Annotated in this window: 21 protein-coding genes and 2 pseudogenes; 9 read left to right on the forward strand and 14 right to left on the reverse strand. The window is 69.2% G+C overall.

Annotated elements, in window-relative coordinates; translation table 11 throughout:
- Position 1: 1 nt before the first annotated feature.
- On the reverse strand, positions 2–970 hold the full coding sequence (hemC, locus tag AC07NN_RS17865) for a hydroxymethylbilane synthase (protein WP_494643857.1): 969 nt from the start codon (positions 968–970) through the stop codon (positions 2–4).
- 72 nt (positions 971–1,042) lie between these two features.
- Between hemC and tsaD the strand changes: the two genes are divergently transcribed.
- From tsaD to AC07NN_RS17895, 6 genes are all read left to right on the forward strand, one after another.
- Positions 1,043–2,146, forward strand: a complete 1,104-nt coding sequence (tsaD, locus tag AC07NN_RS17870) for a tRNA (adenosine(37)-N6)-threonylcarbamoyltransferase complex transferase subunit TsaD (protein ID WP_494643860.1) — start codon at positions 1,043–1,045, stop codon at positions 2,144–2,146.
- Complete coding sequence (locus AC07NN_RS17875) at positions 2,143–3,138, forward strand: NAD(P)H-dependent glycerol-3-phosphate dehydrogenase (RefSeq protein WP_494643865.1); 996 nt, start codon at positions 2,143–2,145, stop codon at positions 3,136–3,138. Before tsaD ends, AC07NN_RS17875 begins: the two co-directional genes overlap by 4 nt.
- A gap of 14 nt (positions 3,139–3,152) precedes the next feature.
- A complete protein-coding gene (locus tag AC07NN_RS17880; RefSeq protein ID WP_494643868.1) occupies positions 3,153–3,437 on the forward strand; it encodes a YciI family protein in 285 nt (94 codons plus the stop codon).
- A gap of 2 nt (positions 3,438–3,439) precedes the next feature.
- Positions 3,440–3,805, forward strand: a complete 366-nt coding sequence (locus tag AC07NN_RS17885) for a Rieske (2Fe-2S) protein (protein WP_494643870.1) — start codon at positions 3,440–3,442, stop codon at positions 3,803–3,805.
- A gap of 65 nt (positions 3,806–3,870) precedes the next feature.
- Entirely contained in the window at positions 3,871–4,644 is a 774-nt protein-coding gene (locus AC07NN_RS17890; RefSeq protein ID WP_494643874.1) for a class I SAM-dependent methyltransferase, read from the forward strand.
- A 123-nt stretch (positions 4,645–4,767) separates the two neighbouring features.
- Complete coding sequence (locus AC07NN_RS17895; protein WP_494643877.1) at positions 4,768–6,567, forward strand: methyl-accepting chemotaxis protein; 1,800 nt, start codon at positions 4,768–4,770, stop codon at positions 6,565–6,567.
- Here the strand turns inward: AC07NN_RS17895 and AC07NN_RS17900 are convergent.
- From AC07NN_RS17900 to moaA, 6 genes and pseudogenes are all read right to left on the reverse strand, one after another.
- A pseudogene (locus AC07NN_RS17900) lies at positions 6,549–6,661 on the reverse strand (hypothetical protein); the annotation flags it as partial. The gene AC07NN_RS17895 and the pseudogene AC07NN_RS17900 sit on opposite strands and share 19 nt — an antisense overlap.
- Before the next feature lie 16 nt (positions 6,662–6,677).
- Complete coding sequence (moaC, locus tag AC07NN_RS17905) at positions 6,678–7,148, reverse strand: cyclic pyranopterin monophosphate synthase MoaC (protein ID WP_494643879.1); 471 nt, start codon at positions 7,146–7,148, stop codon at positions 6,678–6,680.
- Positions 7,145–7,696, reverse strand: coding sequence for a molybdenum cofactor biosynthesis protein B (gene moaB / locus AC07NN_RS17910; RefSeq protein ID WP_494643881.1), 552 nt, complete (start codon positions 7,694–7,696; stop codon positions 7,145–7,147). Before moaB ends, moaC begins: the two co-directional genes overlap by 4 nt.
- A 10-nt stretch (positions 7,697–7,706) precedes the next feature.
- The gene (locus tag AC07NN_RS17915) at positions 7,707–8,150 is read right to left on the reverse strand and encodes a molybdenum cofactor biosynthesis protein MoaE (protein ID WP_494643883.1); all 444 of its coding nucleotides are present in this window, start codon (positions 8,148–8,150) and stop codon (positions 7,707–7,709) included.
- Positions 8,147–8,386, reverse strand: a complete 240-nt coding sequence (locus AC07NN_RS17920) for a MoaD/ThiS family protein (protein ID WP_494643885.1) — start codon at positions 8,384–8,386, stop codon at positions 8,147–8,149. The genes AC07NN_RS17915 and AC07NN_RS17920 overlap by 4 nt, the downstream gene beginning before the upstream one ends.
- 1 nt (position 8,387) lies before the next feature.
- Positions 8,388–9,437: a GTP 3',8-cyclase MoaA gene (moaA, locus tag AC07NN_RS17925; RefSeq protein WP_494643887.1), complete on the reverse strand. Its 1,050-nt coding sequence runs from the start codon at positions 9,435–9,437 to the stop codon at positions 8,388–8,390.
- A 30-nt stretch (positions 9,438–9,467) separates the two neighbouring features.
- Here moaA and AC07NN_RS17930 point away from each other — a divergent pair, with 30 nt between their 5' ends.
- Entirely contained in the window at positions 9,468–10,094 is a 627-nt protein-coding gene (locus tag AC07NN_RS17930; RefSeq protein ID WP_494643890.1) for a nucleotidyltransferase family protein, read from the forward strand.
- A gap of 48 nt (positions 10,095–10,142) precedes the next feature.
- Here the strand turns inward: AC07NN_RS17930 and AC07NN_RS17935 are convergent, their stop codons facing one another.
- From AC07NN_RS17935 to AC07NN_RS17960, 6 genes and pseudogenes are all read right to left on the reverse strand, one after another.
- Positions 10,143–10,367, reverse strand: a complete 225-nt coding sequence (locus AC07NN_RS17935; protein WP_494643892.1) for a hypothetical protein — start codon at positions 10,365–10,367, stop codon at positions 10,143–10,145.
- Complete coding sequence (locus AC07NN_RS17940) at positions 10,345–10,782, reverse strand: hypothetical protein (RefSeq protein ID WP_494643895.1); 438 nt, start codon at positions 10,780–10,782, stop codon at positions 10,345–10,347. The genes AC07NN_RS17935 and AC07NN_RS17940 overlap by 23 nt, the downstream gene beginning before the upstream one ends.
- Before the next feature lie 323 nt (positions 10,783–11,105).
- Positions 11,106–11,372, reverse strand: coding sequence for a hypothetical protein (locus AC07NN_RS17945; protein WP_494643897.1), 267 nt, complete (start codon positions 11,370–11,372; stop codon positions 11,106–11,108).
- A gap of 124 nt (positions 11,373–11,496) precedes the next feature.
- Positions 11,497–11,676 (reverse strand): annotated as a pseudogene (locus AC07NN_RS17950) (LuxR C-terminal-related transcriptional regulator); the annotation flags it as partial.
- 61 nt (positions 11,677–11,737) lie between these two features.
- A complete protein-coding gene (locus tag AC07NN_RS17955; protein ID WP_494643899.1) occupies positions 11,738–13,927 on the reverse strand; it encodes a xanthine dehydrogenase family protein molybdopterin-binding subunit in 2,190 nt (729 codons plus the stop codon).
- The gene (locus AC07NN_RS17960) at positions 13,924–14,454 is read right to left on the reverse strand and encodes a (2Fe-2S)-binding protein (RefSeq protein ID WP_494643901.1); all 531 of its coding nucleotides are present in this window, start codon (positions 14,452–14,454) and stop codon (positions 13,924–13,926) included. Before AC07NN_RS17960 ends, AC07NN_RS17955 begins: the two co-directional genes overlap by 4 nt.
- Before the next feature lie 216 nt (positions 14,455–14,670).
- Here AC07NN_RS17960 and AC07NN_RS17965 point away from each other — a divergent pair, with 216 nt between their 5' ends.
- Together AC07NN_RS17965 and AC07NN_RS17970 are read left to right on the forward strand one after the other, a co-directional pair.
- Positions 14,671–14,985: an MliC family protein gene (locus AC07NN_RS17965; protein WP_494643904.1), complete on the forward strand. Its 315-nt coding sequence runs from the start codon at positions 14,671–14,673 to the stop codon at positions 14,983–14,985.
- Between the two features lie 16 nt (positions 14,986–15,001).
- Positions 15,002–15,895, forward strand: a complete 894-nt coding sequence (locus tag AC07NN_RS17970) for a precorrin-2 dehydrogenase/sirohydrochlorin ferrochelatase family protein (protein WP_494643907.1) — start codon at positions 15,002–15,004, stop codon at positions 15,893–15,895.
- 16 nt (positions 15,896–15,911) lie between these two features.
- Here AC07NN_RS17970 and AC07NN_RS17975 read toward each other — a convergent pair whose 3' ends face one another.
- Positions 15,912–17,552, reverse strand: coding sequence for an MFS transporter (locus tag AC07NN_RS17975; protein WP_494643909.1), 1,641 nt, complete (start codon positions 17,550–17,552; stop codon positions 15,912–15,914).
- Positions 17,553–17,610 lie beyond the last annotated feature (58 nt).

Consider the following 17,610-nt stretch of genomic DNA (forward strand, 5'->3'; position numbering starts at 1 on the left):
CCTATTCCGGAAGCAGGATGGCGTCGCCGCCCTCGGCGCGGACCTCGGCGCCGAGCTTCAGGCCCAGGGCGCGGGCCTCGGCGATGTCGTCAGCGCCCGAGAGCGCGGCTTCGCCATGCCGACGGAAGCGCTGGGCGCCGTCCGGGGTAAGGGCCTCGACGATCATCGACAGGCGCGAACCGTCCAGCACCGCGCGGGCGCCGATGGCCGTGCGGCACGAGCCTTCCAGGGCGAACAGCGCCCCGCGCTCGGCGGCGACGGCGATGGTGGTCTCGCGACAGCGGACAGCGTCCAGCCACGGCGCATTGACGTCCTCGGCGCGAGTTTCGATGACCAGAGCTCCCTGGCCGGGAGCCGGCGGGCAGGCGTCGGGGTCGAGCCAGCTCTTGGTGATGTGACCCAGGCCCAGGCGGTTTAGGCCGGACTGGGCCAGCAGGATGGCGTCGGCCTCGCCGCGCTCCAGCTTGGCCAGGCGGGTGTCGACATTGCCGCGCAGCATGACGATCTCGAGATCGGGCCGCACGTGCAGGGCCTGGGCCTGACGGCGCAGCGAGGCGGTGCCCAGACGCGCGCCCTTGGGCAGGTCTTCGAGCCGCTCGGCGACATGGCTGATGAAGGCGTCGCGCGGATCTTCGCGCTCGGGCGTCGCGGCCAGGATCAGGCCCGGCGGCAGCTCAGCCGGCATGTCCTTCAGCGAGTGGACGGCGCAGTCGATACGGCCGTCCAGCAGGGCTTCCTCGATCTCCTTGGTGAAGAGGCCCTTGCCGCCGATCTCCATAAGGCGGCGATCCTGGATGCGGTCGCCGGTGGTGACGATCGGGATCAGGGGCGCGGCGGCCTCGATCTCTTCCTTGGAAGCGCCGACCGGAACGCCGAGCGCATGGGCGATCCGCGCCTGCATCAGGCCCGATTGCGCCAGGGAGAGCTTGGAGCCGCGCGCGCCGATGCGGATGGGAGGTTGCCGGGACACGGTCGGAACGTTACCTGCGGAGACGAAATTTCATCTTCGCTGCTACAGGAGCGGCGGGAAGCCCGCAACCGAATGACCCTCCTTACGGATTCTGGCCTGACGATCCTCGGCCTCGAGACCAGCTGCGACGAGACCGCGGCCTCGGTCGTGCGCCGCGAGGCGGACGGGACGGTCACGGTGCTGTCCTCGGTCATCGGCACCCAGTTCGAGCAGCACGCCCCGTTCGGCGGCGTGGTGCCCGAGATCGCCGCCCGCGCCCACGTGGAATCCATCGACGCCATCGCCGCCGAGGCCATGCGCGCCTCAGGCCTGTCGTTCGACCAGCTGGACGGCGTCGCCGCCACGGCGGGTCCGGGCCTGGTCGGTGGGGTGATGGTCGGCCTGGCGTTCGGCAAGGCCGTGTCCCTGGCGCGCGGCGTGCCGCTGGTCGCCGTCAATCACCTGGAAGGCCACGCGGTCTCGGCCCGCCTTGGCGCCGACATCGCCTATCCGTTCCTGCTGCTGCTGGTCTCCGGCGGTCACTGCCAACTGCTGGAAGTGGCCGGCGTCGGCGCGTGCAAGCGCCTGGGCACCACGATCGACGACGCGGCCGGTGAGGCTTTCGACAAGATCGCGAAGTCCCTGGGCCTGCCCTATCCGGGCGGTCCGGCCCTGGAGAAACTGGCGGTCGGCGGCGACGCGACCCGCTACGCCCTGCCCCGCGCCCTGCTGGGCCGCAAGGACTGCGACTTCTCGTTCTCGGGCCTGAAGACCGCCGCCGCGCGGATCGCCGAGACCCTGACGACCGACGACGAGCGCCGCGACCTGGCCGCCGCCGTCCAGGGCGCCATCGCCCGCCAGCTGTCCGAGCGGGTCGATCGGGCGATGAAACTCTACAAGGACAGCCACGGCGCCGATGAGCTGCGTTTCGTCGTCGCCGGCGGCGTGGCCGCCAATGGCGCGGTGCGCGCGGCCCTGCTGGCCGACTGCGAGAAGAACGGTTTCTCGTTCGCCGCCCCACCGCTGGTCTACTGCACCGACAACGCCGCCATGATCGCCCTGGCCGGAGCCGAGCGGCTGGCCCTGGGCATTTCCGACGACCTCGACGCCGTCGCCCGTCCGCGCTGGCCGCTGGATGAAGCGGCAGCGCTGGCCAACCCCGCCAACAGCTACGGCCGCAAGGGAGCCAAGGCATGACCTTCCAACATGTGGGCGTCATCGGCGCCGGCGCCTGGGGCACGGCCCTGGCCCAGGTCGCCGCCCGAGCGGGTCTCCAGGTTACCCTGCAGGCTCGCGAGCCCGAGGTGGTCGCAGCCGTCAACGACGTCCACGAGAACGCGGTGTTCCTGCCGGGCATCAGGCTGGAGCCGGGGATCAAGGCCGTCGCCGACCTCGCTGGCCTCGCCACGTGCGACCTCATCCTCGCCGTCGCGCCCGCCCAGCACCTGCGCGCGGCCCTGACCGCCTTCGCGCCGCACCACAAGACCGGCGCGCCGATCGTGCTGTGCTCCAAGGGCGTCGAGCAGGGCTCGCTGAAGCTGATGACCGAGGTCGCGGCAGAGGCCCTGCCGGGCGCGCCGATCGCGGTGCTGTCGGGGCCCAGCTTCGCCGGCGAGGTGGCCCGCAACCTGCCCGCCGCTGTCACCCTGGCCTGCGAGGACGAGGCCCTGGGCCGCGCCATCGCCGAGGCCATCGCCATCCCGACCTTCCGGCCCTACACGGCCAACGACCTGATCGGGGCCGAGGCCGGCGGGGCGGTGAAGAACGTCCTGGCCATCGCCTGCGGCATCGTCGAGGGCAAGGGCCTGGGCCGCAACGCCCACGCCACTGTCATCACGCGCGGCTTCGCCGAGCTGACCCGCCTGGCCGTCACCCTGGGCGCCCGCCCCGAGACCGTCGCGGGTCTCTGCGGCCTGGGCGACCTGGTGCTGACCTGCTCCAGCCCGCAGTCGCGCAACATGAGCGTCGGCCTGGCGCTCGGCCAAGGCCTGACTCTGGAACAGGCCCTGGCCGGCAAGGTTTCGATCGCCGAGGGCGTCGCCTCGGCCCCGGCCGTCCGCGCCCTGGCCCGCAAGGTCGGGGTCGAGGTTCCGATCTGCGAGGCCGTCGCCGCCATCCTGGCCGGCGAGGTCGAGGTCGACGCCGCCATCGCCGGGCTGCTGTCACGCCCCCTGAAATCCGAAGCTTAAGTAAGGACCGCCGCATGGCCCTCTTCGTCGTCTACTGCAAGGACAAGCCCGGCGCGCTGGACACGCGCATGGCCACCCGCCCGACCCACCTGGACTATCTGAATGGCGCGGGTGTGGTGAAAGCCGCCGGGCCGCTGCTGGACGACGCCGGTTCGCCCATCGGCTCGATGCTGATCGTGGAGGCCGAAGACCGCGCCGCCGTGCAGGCCTTTGCCGACAACGACCCCTACACCCTGGCTGGCATCTTCGAGAGCGTCTCGATCGACGGCTGGCGCGTCGGCGTCGGCTCGATCGGCTAAGTTTGCGCACGGACCCGGACAACCCCGCCCGCCCCGCCTCGGGAACGGTGCTCTGCGCGCTGGACGAGATCGCCTCGCCCGGCTCGAAGGGTTTCCGTTACCGCGAGGGCGACGCGATGTTCGCCGGGTTCGTGGTGCGCAAGGACGACCTGGTGGTCGGCTATGTCGACAGCTGCCCGCACGCCGGCTGGCCCCTGGCAGGCTTCGCCGGCCGTTACCTGACCCGCGAGAACGACCTGATCCTGTGCGCCGGCCACGCGGCCCTGTTCAAGATCGAGGACGGCGCGTGCGTGGCCGGGCCGTGTCCGAACGACAAGCTGTTCCCCTGGCCCGTCGAGGTCCGCGACGGCCAGATCGTCGTTCTCTGAACGCCTGACCCTTCCTTAAGACCTTTGCCCTAGCCTCCTCGCAACCACTGGAGGAGCGGGACGCCATGGCCGCCGACATGAATTTCGACGCCGAGACCGTCACCCATCGCGGCGGCCTCGCCAAGCTGCGCTCCCTGACCAAGGTCAATCCGCGCCTGGCGCCGAACCTGGCCAAGACCATGCTGGGCGGCCAGCGCGATCACGCGGTCGTCGACGCCTTCAACGCCCACGCCGAACAGGGCGGCTTCGAGTTCACCTCGACCTGGGCCAGCAACAACATTCCGTTCGTGGCCCCGCTGCTGCGCGACTTCGCCGCCAAGCGCCCCGAGGGCGAGGCGATCCGCTACATGGAGATCGGCGCCTATGAGGGCCGCAACCTGGCCTTCATGGACTGGCTGCTGCCCAACCGCCTGGCGGTCACGGTCATCGACCCCTGGTTCGACGAGAGCCTGAACCCGGAAGAGAAGTACCACGCCGTCGAGCCGCGCTTCCGCCGCAACATGGCCAAGTGCGGCTTCAAGAGCCTGTCGACGCACAAGGGCTTCTCGACCTACGTCCTGCCCCAGATGCTGGAGCGCGGCGAGCAGTTCGACCTGATCTATGTCGACGGCAGCCACACGGCCCTGGCCGTGTTGATCGACCTCTGCTTCTGCGCCAGCCTGCTCAGCGTGGGCGGCATGATGGTGCTGGACGACTACTGGCACGACATCAGCGAGATCGGCGGGCCGGGCGTGAAGCAGGCCGTCGACCAGTTCCACGCCGCCTTCGGCCGCTACTTCGAGATCGCCGCCGTCTATCGCCAGGTCGCCCTGGTCAAGACCGCCGAGATTCCACGCTAGTACCAGCGCTCGGCGAACGCGACACTATGTCGCCGTCCCGACACGGTTACGGTTAAGATCTGTTAGAGGCCTTGGCCTGCATCATCCTCCCGATTTGCGGCGAACCGCTTGGGGGAAGACGACATGGCGTCCTTGGGTCAGAAGGTCATGGGAGCGGCCGCGGGGGCGGCGCTGCTGTGCGCCGCCACGGCCGGCACGGGCCTGTGGGTGGCGATGAGCCTCGACAACGCGCTCAGCCGCGCCGAGAGCTCCGCCAAGATCCTTCGCCTGCACATGCACGCCGACATGATGCACGACGCCCTGCGCGCCGACGTCATGGGCGCGATCATGTCGTCCGATCCCGGCCTGGGCGTCGACCTGAAGACGGTCCGCGCCGACCTGGCCGAACACGTCCAGGCCTTCAAGGAAGACCTCGCGGAGAGCGGCAAGCTGGCGGAAGATCCCGCCGTGAAAGGCGCGCTCGACGAGGTCCAGGCCCCACTGGCGACCTATATCGCCGCCGCCAGCGAGATCGGCGCGATCGCCGACACCGATACGGCTGGCGCCCGCTCCAAGCTGCCCGACTTCGCCAAGCAGTTCTCGGCTCTCGAGGACAAGATGGAAGGCGCCTCGGTCAAGATCGAGGGTGCCGCCACCCGCGACGCCAACGCCGCCAAGTCCCTGGGCTTCATGGGCCAGGTCATCATGGGCGCCCTGCTACTGGTGGCCGCCGCCTTCGCCGGCCTGCTGATGTTCGCCGCCCAGAAGGGCCTGGTCGCGCCGCTGGTCGAGATCACCGGCGCCCTGCGCCGCCTGTCGGCCGGCGACCTCTCGGTCAAGCTGCCGAAGAAGCGCAGCCAGGACGAGATCGGCCAGATGACCGACGCCCTGCAGACCTTCCACGACACCGTCGAGGCCCGCCGCAAGGAGTTGGAGGCTGCTGACGTCCGCGACACCCTGGAGATCGAACGCGCCGAGGCCGAAAAGCGCCGCGACGAGGCCGAGGCCACCCAGAAGGCCGTCGTCGAGAGCCTGGCCCTGGCCCTGAAGCATATGTCGGAAGGCGACCTGTCGCACCGCCTGGAGCGCCCGTTCCCCGCCGGCTACGAGAAGCTGCGCGTCGACTTCAACGTCGCCGTCGAGAAGCTGTCGGGCGTCATCGCCGCCTCGCTGGAGGCCGTGAAAGCCATCCACGGCGGCACCGCCGAGATCACCCACGCCGCCGACGACCTGTCGAGCCGGACCGAGAACCAGGCCGCCAGCCTCGAGGAGGCCGTCGCCGCCCTGGACGAGATCACCAGCACCGTGCGCCAGACCGCCGAGGGCGCCAGCCGCGCGCGCAAGGTGGTGCAGCGCGCTCGCGGGGCCGCCGACGCCTCCGGCTCGATCGTCAGCCAGGCCGTCGAGGCCATGGGCGCCATCGAGAAGTCGTCCGCCCAGATCGGCCAGATCATCGGCGTCATCGACGAGATCGCCTTCCAGACCAACCTGCTGGCCCTGAACGCCGGTGTCGAAGCCGCCCGCGCCGGTGAAGCGGGCCGTGGCTTCGCCGTCGTCGCCCAGGAAGTGCGGGCCCTGGCCCAGCGCTCGGCCGACGCCGCCAAGGAAATCAAGACCCTGATCAGCGCCAGCACGGCCGAGGTCGGCCAGGGCGTGGAGTTTGTCGGCAAGGCCGGCGAAGCCCTGCGCGCCATCGCCGAGGAGGTCGATCAGATCGACGGCCTGGTCGGAGAGATGGCCGCCTCGACCCAGGAACAGGCTCGCGGCCTGGCCGAGGTCAACACGACCATGAACCAGATGGACCAGGTCACCCAGCGCAACGCCGCGATGGTCGAAGAGACCACCGCCGCCAGCCACGCCCTGGCTCAAGAGGCCACGCGTCTGGCCCAGCGCATGGGCGAACTGCGGATCGCTCGCGAGGGTGGTCAGCGCCGGGCGGCGTAAGCCCCAGGGCCGCCCTCGTCCTTCGACAAGCTCAGGATGAGGGCTATTGCAGGCGTCCGAGCAGAAACCTCACCCTGAGCTTGTCGAAGGGCGAGGTTTCGGCTGCACGCCTAGCCGGCCGCCCAATCCCCAGACTTCCCGCCCGTCTTCTCCAGAAGGCGCACGGTCTCGATGACCATGCCCTTCTCGGCGGCCTTGAGCATGTCGTAGATCGTCAGGCACGCCACCGAGGCCGCCGTCAGGGCCTCCATCTCCACGCCCGTCGGGCCGGTGGTCCTGACCCGCGCCGTCACCGACAGCCCGCCCTCGGCCGGCTCCACCTCGACGACCACCTTCGACAGCGCCAGCGGATGGCACAGGGGAATAAGGTCCGAGGTCTTCTTGGCGGCCATCACGCCGGCCAGCTCGGCCACCGCGCGGACGTCGCCCTTGCGCCCCGAGCCCGACACGGCCAGCGCCAGGGTCTCGGCGCTCATCCGAACGAAGCCGCTGGCCACCGCCTCGCGGGTCGTCGCCGGCTTGTCGGAAACGTCGACCATGCGGGCGCGGCCCTGGTCGTCGATGTGGGTGAGCTTGCTCACTGTTCCAGCAGCCTCGGCATCAGCTCGACCATGTTGCAGGGCTTGTGGCGGCTGTCGAGCTGGGCGGCGATGATCTTGTCCCAGCCGTCCTTCACCGCGCCGTTGCTGCCCGGCAGGCAGAACACGAAGACGCCGTCGATGATGCCTGCCGTCGCCCGCGACTGCAGGGTCGAGAGACCCACCGTGGCGTAGGACACCAGGTGGAATATCACCGAGAAGCCGTCGATCTTCTTGTCGAACAGGGGCTCCAGCGCCTGGACCGTCACGTCGCGGCCGGTCAGGCCGGTGCCGCCGGTGGTGACGACGGCGTCGACGGCCTTGCTGTCGATCCAGTCGCGGACCTGGGCGCGGATCAGCTCGATGTCGTCGCGGATGACGGCCCGGCCGGCGAAGTCGTGGCCGGCGTCGCGGACGCGGTCGATCAACAGCTGGCCGGAGGTGTCGGTGCTCTCGTCACGGGTGTCCGAGACGGTCAGGACGGCGATCCGCACCGGCTTGAACGGCAGTTCCGGCTTGATCCCGCCGCCCGGCTTCAGGCCTTCCGACATCCGTTCCTCCTCAATCCCAGCGCTGCGCGTCGGTCCTATCGCGGTCCGTCGGCTCGATCCAGCGGGCGCCGTCGGGACCGTGCTCCTTCTTCCAGAAGGGCGCGCGGCTCTTCAGATAGTCCATCAGGAAGTCGCAGGCTTCGAAGGCCTCGCGGCGATGGCCGGCCGCGGTGGCGACGAAGACGATGGCCTCGCCCGGCGCGATGCGGCCCGTACGGTGGACGATATGGACGTCGTGCAGCGCGAAACGCTCGATGGCGGTTCGAGCGATCTCGCCGATGGCCGCGTCGGTGAAGCCCGGATAGGCCTCCAGCTCCAGCGCCGCCGCCTGGCCTTTCTCGGCGCGGGCCAGGCCCACGAAGGTCGCGACCGCGCCGGTCTCCTCGCGCCCCGCGCAGAAGGCCGTGACGAGCGCGCCCGGCTCGAACGGCTGGTCCGTGAGCGTGACGATCATCCGCCGCTCATCGGCGGCAGGAAGGCGACCTCGGTCGCGGCGGTCAGCGCCGCTTCGCCGCGCATGATAACCTTATCGACCGCGACCTGGACGCCAGGGGCGGTCAGCGCCTCGCCGAGTTCGGCGTCATGGGCCGTCAGGGCTGCACGGAGGATAGTGAGGTCCGCCGCCTCGACCATGCGGTCGCGCCAGCCGGCCTGATCGGCCAAGCGTCCGAAGAGAAGCACGCGCGCCACCTCAGCCGCCGGTCGTCGACATGTGCCGGGAAACGGCCGGACGGGCGGCGGCGATCTGGAAGTCGTGGCCCTTGGGCTTGGCGCCGATGGCCGCGAAGATCGCCTCGGTCAGCTCCCCGTCGCTCGCCCCGCTCCGGATCACCGCCCGCAGGTCGCTGGCGTCGTCGCGGCCCAGGCAGGTGTGGAGGGTGCCGGTGCAGGTCAGGCGCACTCGGTTGCAGGTGTCGCAAAAGTGGTTGCTGAGCGGCGTGATGAAGCCCAGCCGCCCGCCGGTCTCGGCCACCCGCGTGTAGCGCGCCGGGCCGCCGGTGGCGTGGTGGATGTCTTCCAGCGTCCAGAACGAGGACAGGTCGCGGCGGACGTCCTTCAAGGACAGATACTGGTCGGTGCGGTCCTGGTCGACCTCGCCCAGGGGCATGGTCTCGATCAGGGTGATGTCGCAGCCGCGCGCGTGGGCCCACTGGATCAGTTCGGGCAGTTCGGCGGCGTTGTCGTTCTTCAGCGCCACGGCGTTGATCTTGACCGCGATCCCGGCCGCCAGGGCCGCGTCGATCCCGGCGACCACCCGCGCCAGGTCGCCGCCGCGCGTCAGGCTGCGGAAGAGGTCGGGCTTGAGGGTATCCAGCGAGACGTTGATCCGCCGCACGCCATGCCGGGCCAGGTCGGCCGCGTAGCGTTCCAGCTGCGTGCCATTGGTGGTCAGGGTCAGCTCGTCCAACGCGCCCGAGCGCAGGTGGCGCGAGAGGCCGGCGACCAACTCCATGAAGCCCTTGCGCACCAGTGGTTCGCCGCCGGTCAGGCGCAGCTTGCGCACGCCCAGTCCCACAAAGGCCGAGGCCAGGCGATCCAGCTCCTCCAGCGTCAGAACCTCGGCCTTCGGCAAGAAGGTCATGTGCTCGGACATGCAGTAGAGGCAGCGCAGGTCGCAGCGATCGGTGACGGAAACGCGCAGATAGGTGACGGCGCGCCCGAAGCCGTCGATCAAGACAGGCTTCGGCTGGCGCGGAGCAACATGAACCGCTTGCGCGGGGCTATCGTCATAGGGCGTCATATCCGTCTCTTAGAATAGGCGCGGGAACCCATGACGGAAAGGGATACGACGCCGCTGGAAGCCATTGTGCTGGCCGCGGGCGCCGGCGCTCGCTTCGGCGGCGCCAAGCTGCTCGCGCCCTTCAACGGCGCGCCGCTGATCGCGGGGGCGCTTCTGACCGCCTTTCTGTCGCCGGTCAGGCGCGTTTTTGTCGCCATCGGCCCCGATCCGGCGCTGCGCAAGGCCATCCAGGCCACCGCCGACCGGCTGGCCGCCGACAAGCGGCTTGTCCTGGTTCCCGTCGAGAATCCCGGGGAGGGCATCGGCGCGTCGCTGCGCACGGCGGTCGCGGCCCTGCCGGACGACGCCGATGGCGCCTTCGTGCTGCTCGGCGACATGCCGGTCATCGATCCCGCGACCCCGACCAAGTTGGCCAACGCCTTTCGAGGCGCCGGCGACCTGATCGCCCCAACCTATCTGAGCCGGCGCGGTCATCCGGTTCTGTTCGGCGCGACCTGGTTCCCGGCCCTGAAGGCGCTCAGCGGAGACGAAGGCGCCCGCGCCCTCCTGGAGAACGCGGGCGCCCGGTTGGCGCGGATTCCCGTCGAGGACCCGGGGATCCACCTCGATGTGGATCGACCCGAGGACCTCGCCCGCGCCGTCGAAGGCCGCCTTTAGACAGGACCATTCCCCCCGGAGGTCCCTCAGCGCCCTTCGCCCGTTCGATCAGTGCGGCGCCGTCTCACCCCCGACCACGATGCGCTTGACCTCGGCGATCAGCTTCAAGGCGGTCTCCGAGTCCCCTCGGTCCTGCAGCGCCACCAGTCTGGGGATCAGGGCGGCCAGGATGCGCTTGTGGTCCTTGCCGATCATCGCGAAGCTGCGGCGGAACGCGGCGATATCCTCTTCGTCCGCGACGGCGTCGAAATCAGGGTTGAACAGTTCCCTCATCGGCCCGTCTCCGGGCGCGGACGACCAGCCAAAGCGCCGCGAGCAGGATCACGATGTGGCTCACGGCGAGGATGTTGTTGGCGGCGATCCAGCTGTTGCGATGGACCCGCGCATCGACCAGGTCGACGAACGGACAAAGCACCACCAGCACCGCCACGGCGCACAGCAGCACCGTCCAGAGCTGCCGATAGCGTAGCGAAAGCCAGATGTAGGCCACGGTCGTGACCACATCGACGATCGTCTGGGGCACGTTGAGGACGCCCTGGTCCCAGTGGCTGAGCAGCGGCGTGATGCTCCACGAGACGATCGTGGTCGCCGACATGGCCCGAAGCGCCTGGTCGCCCTTCCACAGGCCCAGCCCGCAGGCGATCACCGCGCCCACGTAGTAGATGAAGGTGTACAGGGCTATGTACAAACGCTGGGTCCGACACGCGTGGCGACTTTCCAAGCCAATAGGACGGACGCGGCGCGAAGGCCAGCAGTCCAGCGTTGCCGACGGCTGGGGCGGCGCTCCGACTTCTTTGACGCGACACGGGCATGCAGGGGGTCCTTCACGCGGCCACGGCCGCGCGTTCGGTTGACGCTGAACTGTGAGGTAGGCTGGAAGGCGGCGGGCCTAGTAGTGGCCGATCCGCTGGAGCGCCAGGATGAAGGCGTCCATGCCGATCGCAATCCCGGCGAGACATACGGCCGTGAAGGCCGTGGCTCCCAGCACCAGACCCAACCATTGAAGGGCGGTCAGGTCATGGCGCCAATCCCGCCCAGCGGCCGGTCGTCCGTGAGAAACGCCGTGGCGGCCAGAACCCGCAACAGCGTCTTGGACGGCGCCTCCCCGCTGGCCTGGGCCTTGCGCAAGGCCGACACCGCGTCCGGGACCAGGGCCCCGCGCTCCGGGGTCCCCGCCAGCAAGGTCAGGCATTCCTCCAACGAACCCCAACTGGCCATGAAGAAGGTGGGGCTGGTCGAGGCGTTGTTCGTCAGATGGGTGAAAGGTTGCTGGTTCATGGTCGCTTCCGATCTCGCGATCAGGAAGCGACGGCTCGGCAAGCGCTGCCAGATCGTCTGGTCGCTTACGGTAGTCGTTACCGGGGTCCTCGCCCTCCCAGGCCACGAAGGCCAGCGCCGCGTCGCGACGGCTCAGGCCCGACAGACGTCGACGGGCGCTGAGCACGTGCATCTCGACGGTCTTGGGCGATAGGCCAAGCGCTCGCGCAATCTCCTTGGATTGGAGATGCGCGGCGATGAGCCGGAGGATTTCCCGCTCCCGGGGGGTAAGCTTTTCGAAAGCCGTACTGACGCGATCGACCATAATTGTAGGATGATCGCCGAAAACCTTCCCGTCTAGCTTGCGAAGGTTGAACGGTCTCGCGTCAGGTGGTCGAACGCACGAACGGCAGGCGGTTGGTGGGCGTCTTGTTCAGGGCGAACAGCGCGTTGGCCACCGCTGGACCGATCACCGGCGTACCGGGCTCGCCGACCCCGCTGGGCGGATTGCCGGACGGGACGATGCTGGTCTCCACGCTCGGCGCCTCGTTGATCCGCAGCACCCGATAGGTGTCGAAGTTGCTCTGGTCGACCTTGCCGTCGGTCAGGGTTACTTCACCGAACAGCGCCGCCGAGAGGCCGTAGCAGGTTCCGCCTTCCATCTGGGCTGCGATCTGGTCGGGCGAGACGGCGACGCCGCAATCGACGGCCGTGACCACGCGGCCCACGCGCGGCGCGCCGTTCTCCAGCTTGACCTCGGCGACCTGGGCCACGACCGAGCCGAAGCTCTCATGCACCGCCACGCCGCGCGTCCAGCCGGCCGTCGCCGTCGGCCCGGCTTTCTCCACCGCCAGGTTCAGCGCGCCCAGATGGCGATCCGCGCCGGCCTTCTTGTAGAGCGCGCGGCGATATTCGATCGGGTCCTTGCCGGCCTTGGCGGCCAGCTGGTCGATGGTGTGCTCCATGACGAAAGCGGTGTGGGTCGCGCCCACCGAGCGCCACCAGAGGACCGGCACCCCGACATCCGGGAACGCCACCTGGGCGTCGACCACGGGCGTGGCCTTCAGATAGGGCGAGCCGGCCGTGCCTTCGATCGCGGTCTGGTCGGGGCCTTTGCCGCCCATGGGCGAACCCTTCATGATCGACTGGCTGACGATCCGGTGACGCCAAGCGGCCGGATAGCCGTCCTTGTCCAGCTGGACCTTCACGGCGTGGATCACGAGCGGCCGGAAGTAACCGGCCTGCATGTCGTCCTCGCGGGTCCAGACCAGCTTCACCGGCCGGCCCTTGCCGACCTTCTTGGCGATATGGACGCACTCGGCCGTGTAGTCCGACTGGAAGGTCGCGCGACGACCGAACGAGCCGCCCGCGAACACGGTCTCGATCTCGACCGAGCCCGGCAGGCAGCCGACGATCTTGGCGGCGTTCATCTGGTCCAGGGTCTGGCCCTGGGAACCGAAGGTCAGCTTGACCTTGTTGCCGTCGACCGCGGCGACGCAGTTCATCGGCTCCATGGTCGCGTGGGCCAGGTAGGGGAACTCGTAGGTCGTCTCGAACACCCGCTCGCCCTTGGCCGAAGCCAGCGCCGTCGCATCGCCGTGCGAGTCGAAGGCCTCCCACTTGGTCTCGGTGTTCTTGCCGGCCACGACATCCTTGAAGAGTTGGGCGATGGCCGCCGACCCACGCTTCTCGGCCTTCTCGTCGTTCCACTCGATCTTCAGCGCCTCGCGGCCCATGCGGGCGGCATAGGTGCTCTGGGCGACCACGGCGACGCCGGTCGGGATCTCGAAGACGTCGACTACGCCGGCGACCTTCTTGGCCTCGGTCGCGTCGAAGCTCTTCACCTTGGATCCGAACAGCGGCGCGTGGGCGACCACGGCCGTCAGCATGTCGGGCAGGCGGACGTCCTGGGTGTAGCGGGCCGTGCCGTCGCTCTTGGCCTGGGCGTCCTTGCGGCGCACCCGATCGGTGCCGATCAGGGTGAAGGTCTTGGGGTCCTTGGGCTTGGCGTCGGCCGGCGGCGGCACCTTGGCCGCATCGCCCAGCAGCTCGCCGAAGGTCGCGGTCTTGCCCGAGGTATGGGTCAGGACGCTGTCCTTCACCGTGATCTCGCCGACCGCCACGTTCCACTTGTTGGCGGCGGCCTGCACGAACATGGCCCGCGCCCCGGCGCCGGCCTTGCGCAGCTGCTCCCACGAGTTGGAGATCGCCGACGAACCGCCGGTCAGCTGCACGCCCATGGCGCCATTGGCGTAGAGCTTAGCGTTGGCCGGCGCCTGTTCGACCTTCACCTTGGTCCAGTCGGCGTCCAGCTCCTCGGCGACGATAGCCGAGAGGCCGGCATGGTTGCCCTGCCCCATTTCCAGGTGCTTGGAGATCACCGTGACCACGCCGTCGGGCGCGATCTTGATGAAGGGCCCGAAGGCGCCGACCTCGACCTTGGAGCCGGCGCTCATCAGGTCGGCCGGCGAGCAGCCGACCAGCAGCGAACCGCCGACCAGGGCCGAGGCCACGATCACGTCGCGGCGGCTGGGTTGGGCCGTTTTCAGGCCCTTGGGATCGACGGGAGCGTTCATCGGCCGGCTCCGCGATGGGTCGCGCCCGAACCGGCGACGATGGCTTCATCGATATCGGCGTGCGGCTCGCCCATCGGCGGGCCGGTGTCGGCGGCGTCCTTGATCGCCGCGCGAATGCGCTGATAGGCGCCGCAGCGGCAGATGTTCCCCGACATGGCGTTGTCGATATCCTCGTCCGAGGGCTTCGGCTTTTGGGCGAGCAGGGCGCAGGCCGACATGATCTGACCCGACTGGCAGTAGCCGCACTGGGGCACGTCATGGCGCACCCAGGCCTGCTGCACCGGATGCTGCCCGCCCAGGCCCTCGATCGTGGTGATCTTGGCGGTTCCGACGGCGACGATCGGCGTCACGCACGAGCGGATCGGCTGGCCGTCCAGGTGCACGGTGCAGGCGCCGCACTGGGCCATGCCGCAGCCGAACTTGGTGCCGGTCATGCCCAGCTCGTCGCGCAGGACCCACAGCAAGGGGGTGTCAGGCGCGGCCTGGACCGAAGTCGCCTTGCCATTGATATCGAGGGTCACGGCCATGCGTCTTCGCCTCCCAACGAAAGGGGACGCGACGCGTCCCGCCGGTTGACCAAACCTAACACTGTTCACTCAGGGCTTGGCCAGGGGATTTTGAGCGTCGTCCTCGGATGGAAACGCGCCGTGTCCCCAAAACGCTTCCTGTTAGGCGAAGGCAGGCGCGCACCGGCGCCGAAAACCGCTATGGTCTGAACCCGACATTTCAGGGAGACCTTCGTCTTGCGCCGCGTCCTCGTTTCCTTCGCCATACTGGCCGTGACGCTGGCCGGCTGTACGACCGTCGCCCCGATGGATTCGACCGACGCGCCGATCCGCTACAGCTGCAAGATCGGCAAGCGATTCACCGCCGCCTATGCCCTGCAGGGCAAGAAGGTCGTGGTCACCGCCAGCGGCGTCACCAAAACCCTGAAGCTGGCCCGCTCGGCCTCGGGGGCGCGCTACACGGCCGGCGACGCCGAGATCTGGAGCAAGGGCCCGGACGCCATGCTCAAGGGCTTCCCGGGCGGCCCGTATGACGCCTGTCGGTCGCAATAAGTTCGAGGACGACGCGTTGGACTCCTTCCCCGCCTACTTCCCCCTGACCGGTCGCAAGGTCGTCGTCGCCGGCACCGGCGAGGCCGCCGAGGCCAAGGCGCGACTGTTCGACGGCTCGCCTGCCACCCTGGTCCGCCTGGAAGGGCCCGAGGCCTATCTGGCCGGCTCCTACAGCGGCGCGGTCCTGGCCTTCGTCGCCAGTCCCGATGAGGTCTTCGTCCAGGCCGCCGCCAGCGCGGCGCGGGCGGCGCATGTGCTGGTCAATGTCGTCGACCGTCCCGCCCAGTGCGACTTCAACACCCCCGCCGTGATCGACCGCGGCGAGGTGGTGGCGGCGATCGGCACCGGCGGCTCGTCTCCGGTGCTGGCGACCATGCTGCGCAACGATATCGAGGTTCACGTGCCCGAGGGCACCGGCCGGGTGGCCGCCCTGCTGTCGAAGTTCCAGGCCGAGGTGCGCGAGGCGCTGCCGGTCCTGCACGAGCGCCGGGCCTTCCTGCGCGAGGCCGTCCACGGCGAGGCCGCCGACGCGGCCCGGGCGGGCGATATGGACCGCGCCGGCGAGCTGCTGCGCGAAGCGCTGGCGAAGGGCGTCTCCCGCAAGGGCCTGGTCCGCTTCATCGCCGGCAAGGGTCCCGTCGACCTGCTGACTCTTCGCGCTGTGCGCGCGCTAGGAGCCGCCGACGTCCTGGTGCTGGAGGCCGACGCCGATCCGGAGGTCGTGAAGCTGGCCCGTCGCGACGTCGACCGACTGGACGCGGCCGAGGCCACCGCCGAACGGCTGGTCCATCTGGCCGGCGAGGGCCGCCAGATCGTCCGCCTGGTCACCCACGCGATCGACCCGGCCCTGGTTCACGCCCTGGCCCAGGCCGCCGTCGCGGTCGAGGTCGTGCCGATCCCGACCGCTTGAGGGGACTGGAGGGCCGCTAGTTCAGCGGCCGCTCCTTGGTCTCGGGCAGCAGAAACAGCGTGGTCAGCACGCTGATCAGGGTGAAGGCGATCGGGTACCACAGGCCCGCATAGATGTTGCCCACCGCCGTCACGATGGCGAAGGCAAAGAACGGCACGAAGCCGCCCACCCAGCCCGTGCCGATGTGATAGGGCAGCGACAGGGCCGTGTAGCGCACCCGCGTCGGGAACAGCTCGACCAGGCAGGCGGCCAGCGGTCCGAACAGGGCCGTGGCGGCGATCACGAACACGAACAGCACGCCCAGCATCATCGGCTTGTTCATGCGGGCCGGGTCGGCCTTGGCCGGATAGCCGGCGTTCACGAGCGCCGCCTTGATCTGGGTCTCGACGCCGGTCTTCACCGTCTTGACCTCAGCCTTGGGCAGGCCCTTGGCGCTCTTGGAGATCACCTCGACGCCGCCGACCTTGACCTTGGCCACCGAGCCGGCCGGAGCCGCCTCGTTGGCGTAGGAAACGCCGGCATTGGCCAGGGTGCTCTTGACGATGTCGCACGAGGTGACGAAAGCGGTCTTGCCGACGGGGTCGAACTGCAGCGAGCAGTCCTTGGGATCGGCCACGACGACGACCGGCGACTTGGCCGAAGCTTCGGCGAGCGCCGGGTTGGCGGCCTTTTCCAGCAGGTGGAAGCCAGGGAAGTAGAACAGCAGGGCCAGGGTCATGCCGGCCAGCATCACCGGCTTGCGGCCGACCTTGTCCGATAGCCAGCCGAAGACGACGTAGAACACGGCGCTGATCGCCGTGGCGGTCATCATGATGCCGTTGATGGTCGCCGGATCGACCTTCAGGAACTTCTCCATGAAGGTCTGGACGTAGAAGAAGCTGGTGTACCAGACGGCCCCTTGCGCGCACATCATCGACAGGAAGGCCAGGATGACGAGCTTCATGTTGCTCCACTGGCCGAACGCCTCGGCATAGGGCGCCTTGGAGGCCTGGCCCTCTTCCTTCATGGCGGCGAAGGCCGGGCTTTCGGTCAGCTTCATGCGCATCCAGACCGAGACGCCCAGCAGGCCGATCGAGACGGCGAACGGGATCCGCCAGCCCCAGGCGTCGAAGGCTTCCGTGCCGACGGCGGCGCGCGTGCCCATGATCACCAGCAGGGCGCCAAACAGGCCGAAGGCGGCCGAGGTCTGAACCCACGAGGTCGACCAGCCGCGCTTGTTGGCCGGCGAGTGCTCGGCGACGTAGATCGCCGCCCCGCCGTACTCGCCGCCCAGGGCGAAGCCCTGCACGCAGCGCATCAGGATCAGCAGGATCGGCGAGATGATCCCCGCCTGCTGGTAGGTCGGCAGGAAGGCGATGGCGAAGGTCGCGCCGCCCATCAGCAGCACCGTGGCCAGGAACGCGCCCTTGCGGCCGGCCTGGTCGCCGATCTTGCCGAACACCAGGGCGCCGATCGGCCGGAACGCGAAGCCAACCCCGAACAGGGCCAGGGCGGCGATATAGCCGGCGGTGTCGTTCAGGCCCGCGAAGAAGGTCTTGGAGATGACCTGGGTCAGGCTGCCGAAGATGAAGAAGTCATACCATTCGAAGGCCGTGCCGGCCGACGAGGCCGCCACTACCGTGCGCATCGAAGCGCGTTCCTGACTTCCGTCGGCCATCTGGTTCCCCCGTCTTTGGCCCTGCTTAGCGTGGTTCAGGCCCCGGGGGGAAGGGCTT

The sequence above is a fragment of the Caulobacter sp. GW821-FHT09H08 genome (assembly GCF_059415885.1).

Coding starts and splice junctions, on each gene's coding strand:
- AC07NN_RS17880 (WP_494643868.1), top strand. CDS start 3,153: ATGGCCCTCTTCGTCGTCTACTGCAAGGACAAGCCCGGCGCGCTGGAC.
- AC07NN_RS17890 (WP_494643874.1), top strand. CDS start 3,871: ATGGCCGCCGACATGAATTTCGACGCCGAGACCGTCACCCATCGCGGC.
- AC07NN_RS17930 (WP_494643890.1), top strand. CDS start 9,468: ATGACGGAAAGGGATACGACGCCGCTGGAAGCCATTGTGCTGGCCGCG.
- AC07NN_RS17945 (WP_494643897.1), bottom strand. CDS start 11,372: ATGAACCAGCAACCTTTCACCCATCTGACGAACAACGCCTCGACCAGC.
- AC07NN_RS17955 (WP_494643899.1), bottom strand. CDS start 13,927: ATGAACGCTCCCGTCGATCCCAAGGGCCTGAAAACGGCCCAACCCAGC.
- moaA (WP_494643887.1), bottom strand. CDS start 9,437: ATGACGCCCTATGACGATAGCCCCGCGCAAGCGGTTCATGTTGCTCCG.
- AC07NN_RS17975 (WP_494643909.1), bottom strand. CDS start 17,552: ATGGCCGACGGAAGTCAGGAACGCGCTTCGATGCGCACGGTAGTGGCG.
- AC07NN_RS17935 (WP_494643892.1), bottom strand. CDS start 10,367: ATGAGGGAACTGTTCAACCCTGATTTCGACGCCGTCGCGGACGAAGAG.
- AC07NN_RS17895 (WP_494643877.1), top strand. CDS start 4,768: ATGGCGTCCTTGGGTCAGAAGGTCATGGGAGCGGCCGCGGGGGCGGCG.
- AC07NN_RS17960 (WP_494643901.1), bottom strand. CDS start 14,454: ATGGCCGTGACCCTCGATATCAATGGCAAGGCGACTTCGGTCCAGGCC.
- tsaD (WP_494643860.1), top strand. CDS start 1,043: ATGACCCTCCTTACGGATTCTGGCCTGACGATCCTCGGCCTCGAGACC.
- AC07NN_RS17875 (WP_494643865.1), top strand. CDS start 2,143: ATGACCTTCCAACATGTGGGCGTCATCGGCGCCGGCGCCTGGGGCACG.
- AC07NN_RS17915 (WP_494643883.1), bottom strand. CDS start 8,150: ATGATCGTCACGCTCACGGACCAGCCGTTCGAGCCGGGCGCGCTCGTC.
- moaB (WP_494643881.1), bottom strand. CDS start 7,696: ATGTCGGAAGGCCTGAAGCCGGGCGGCGGGATCAAGCCGGAACTGCCG.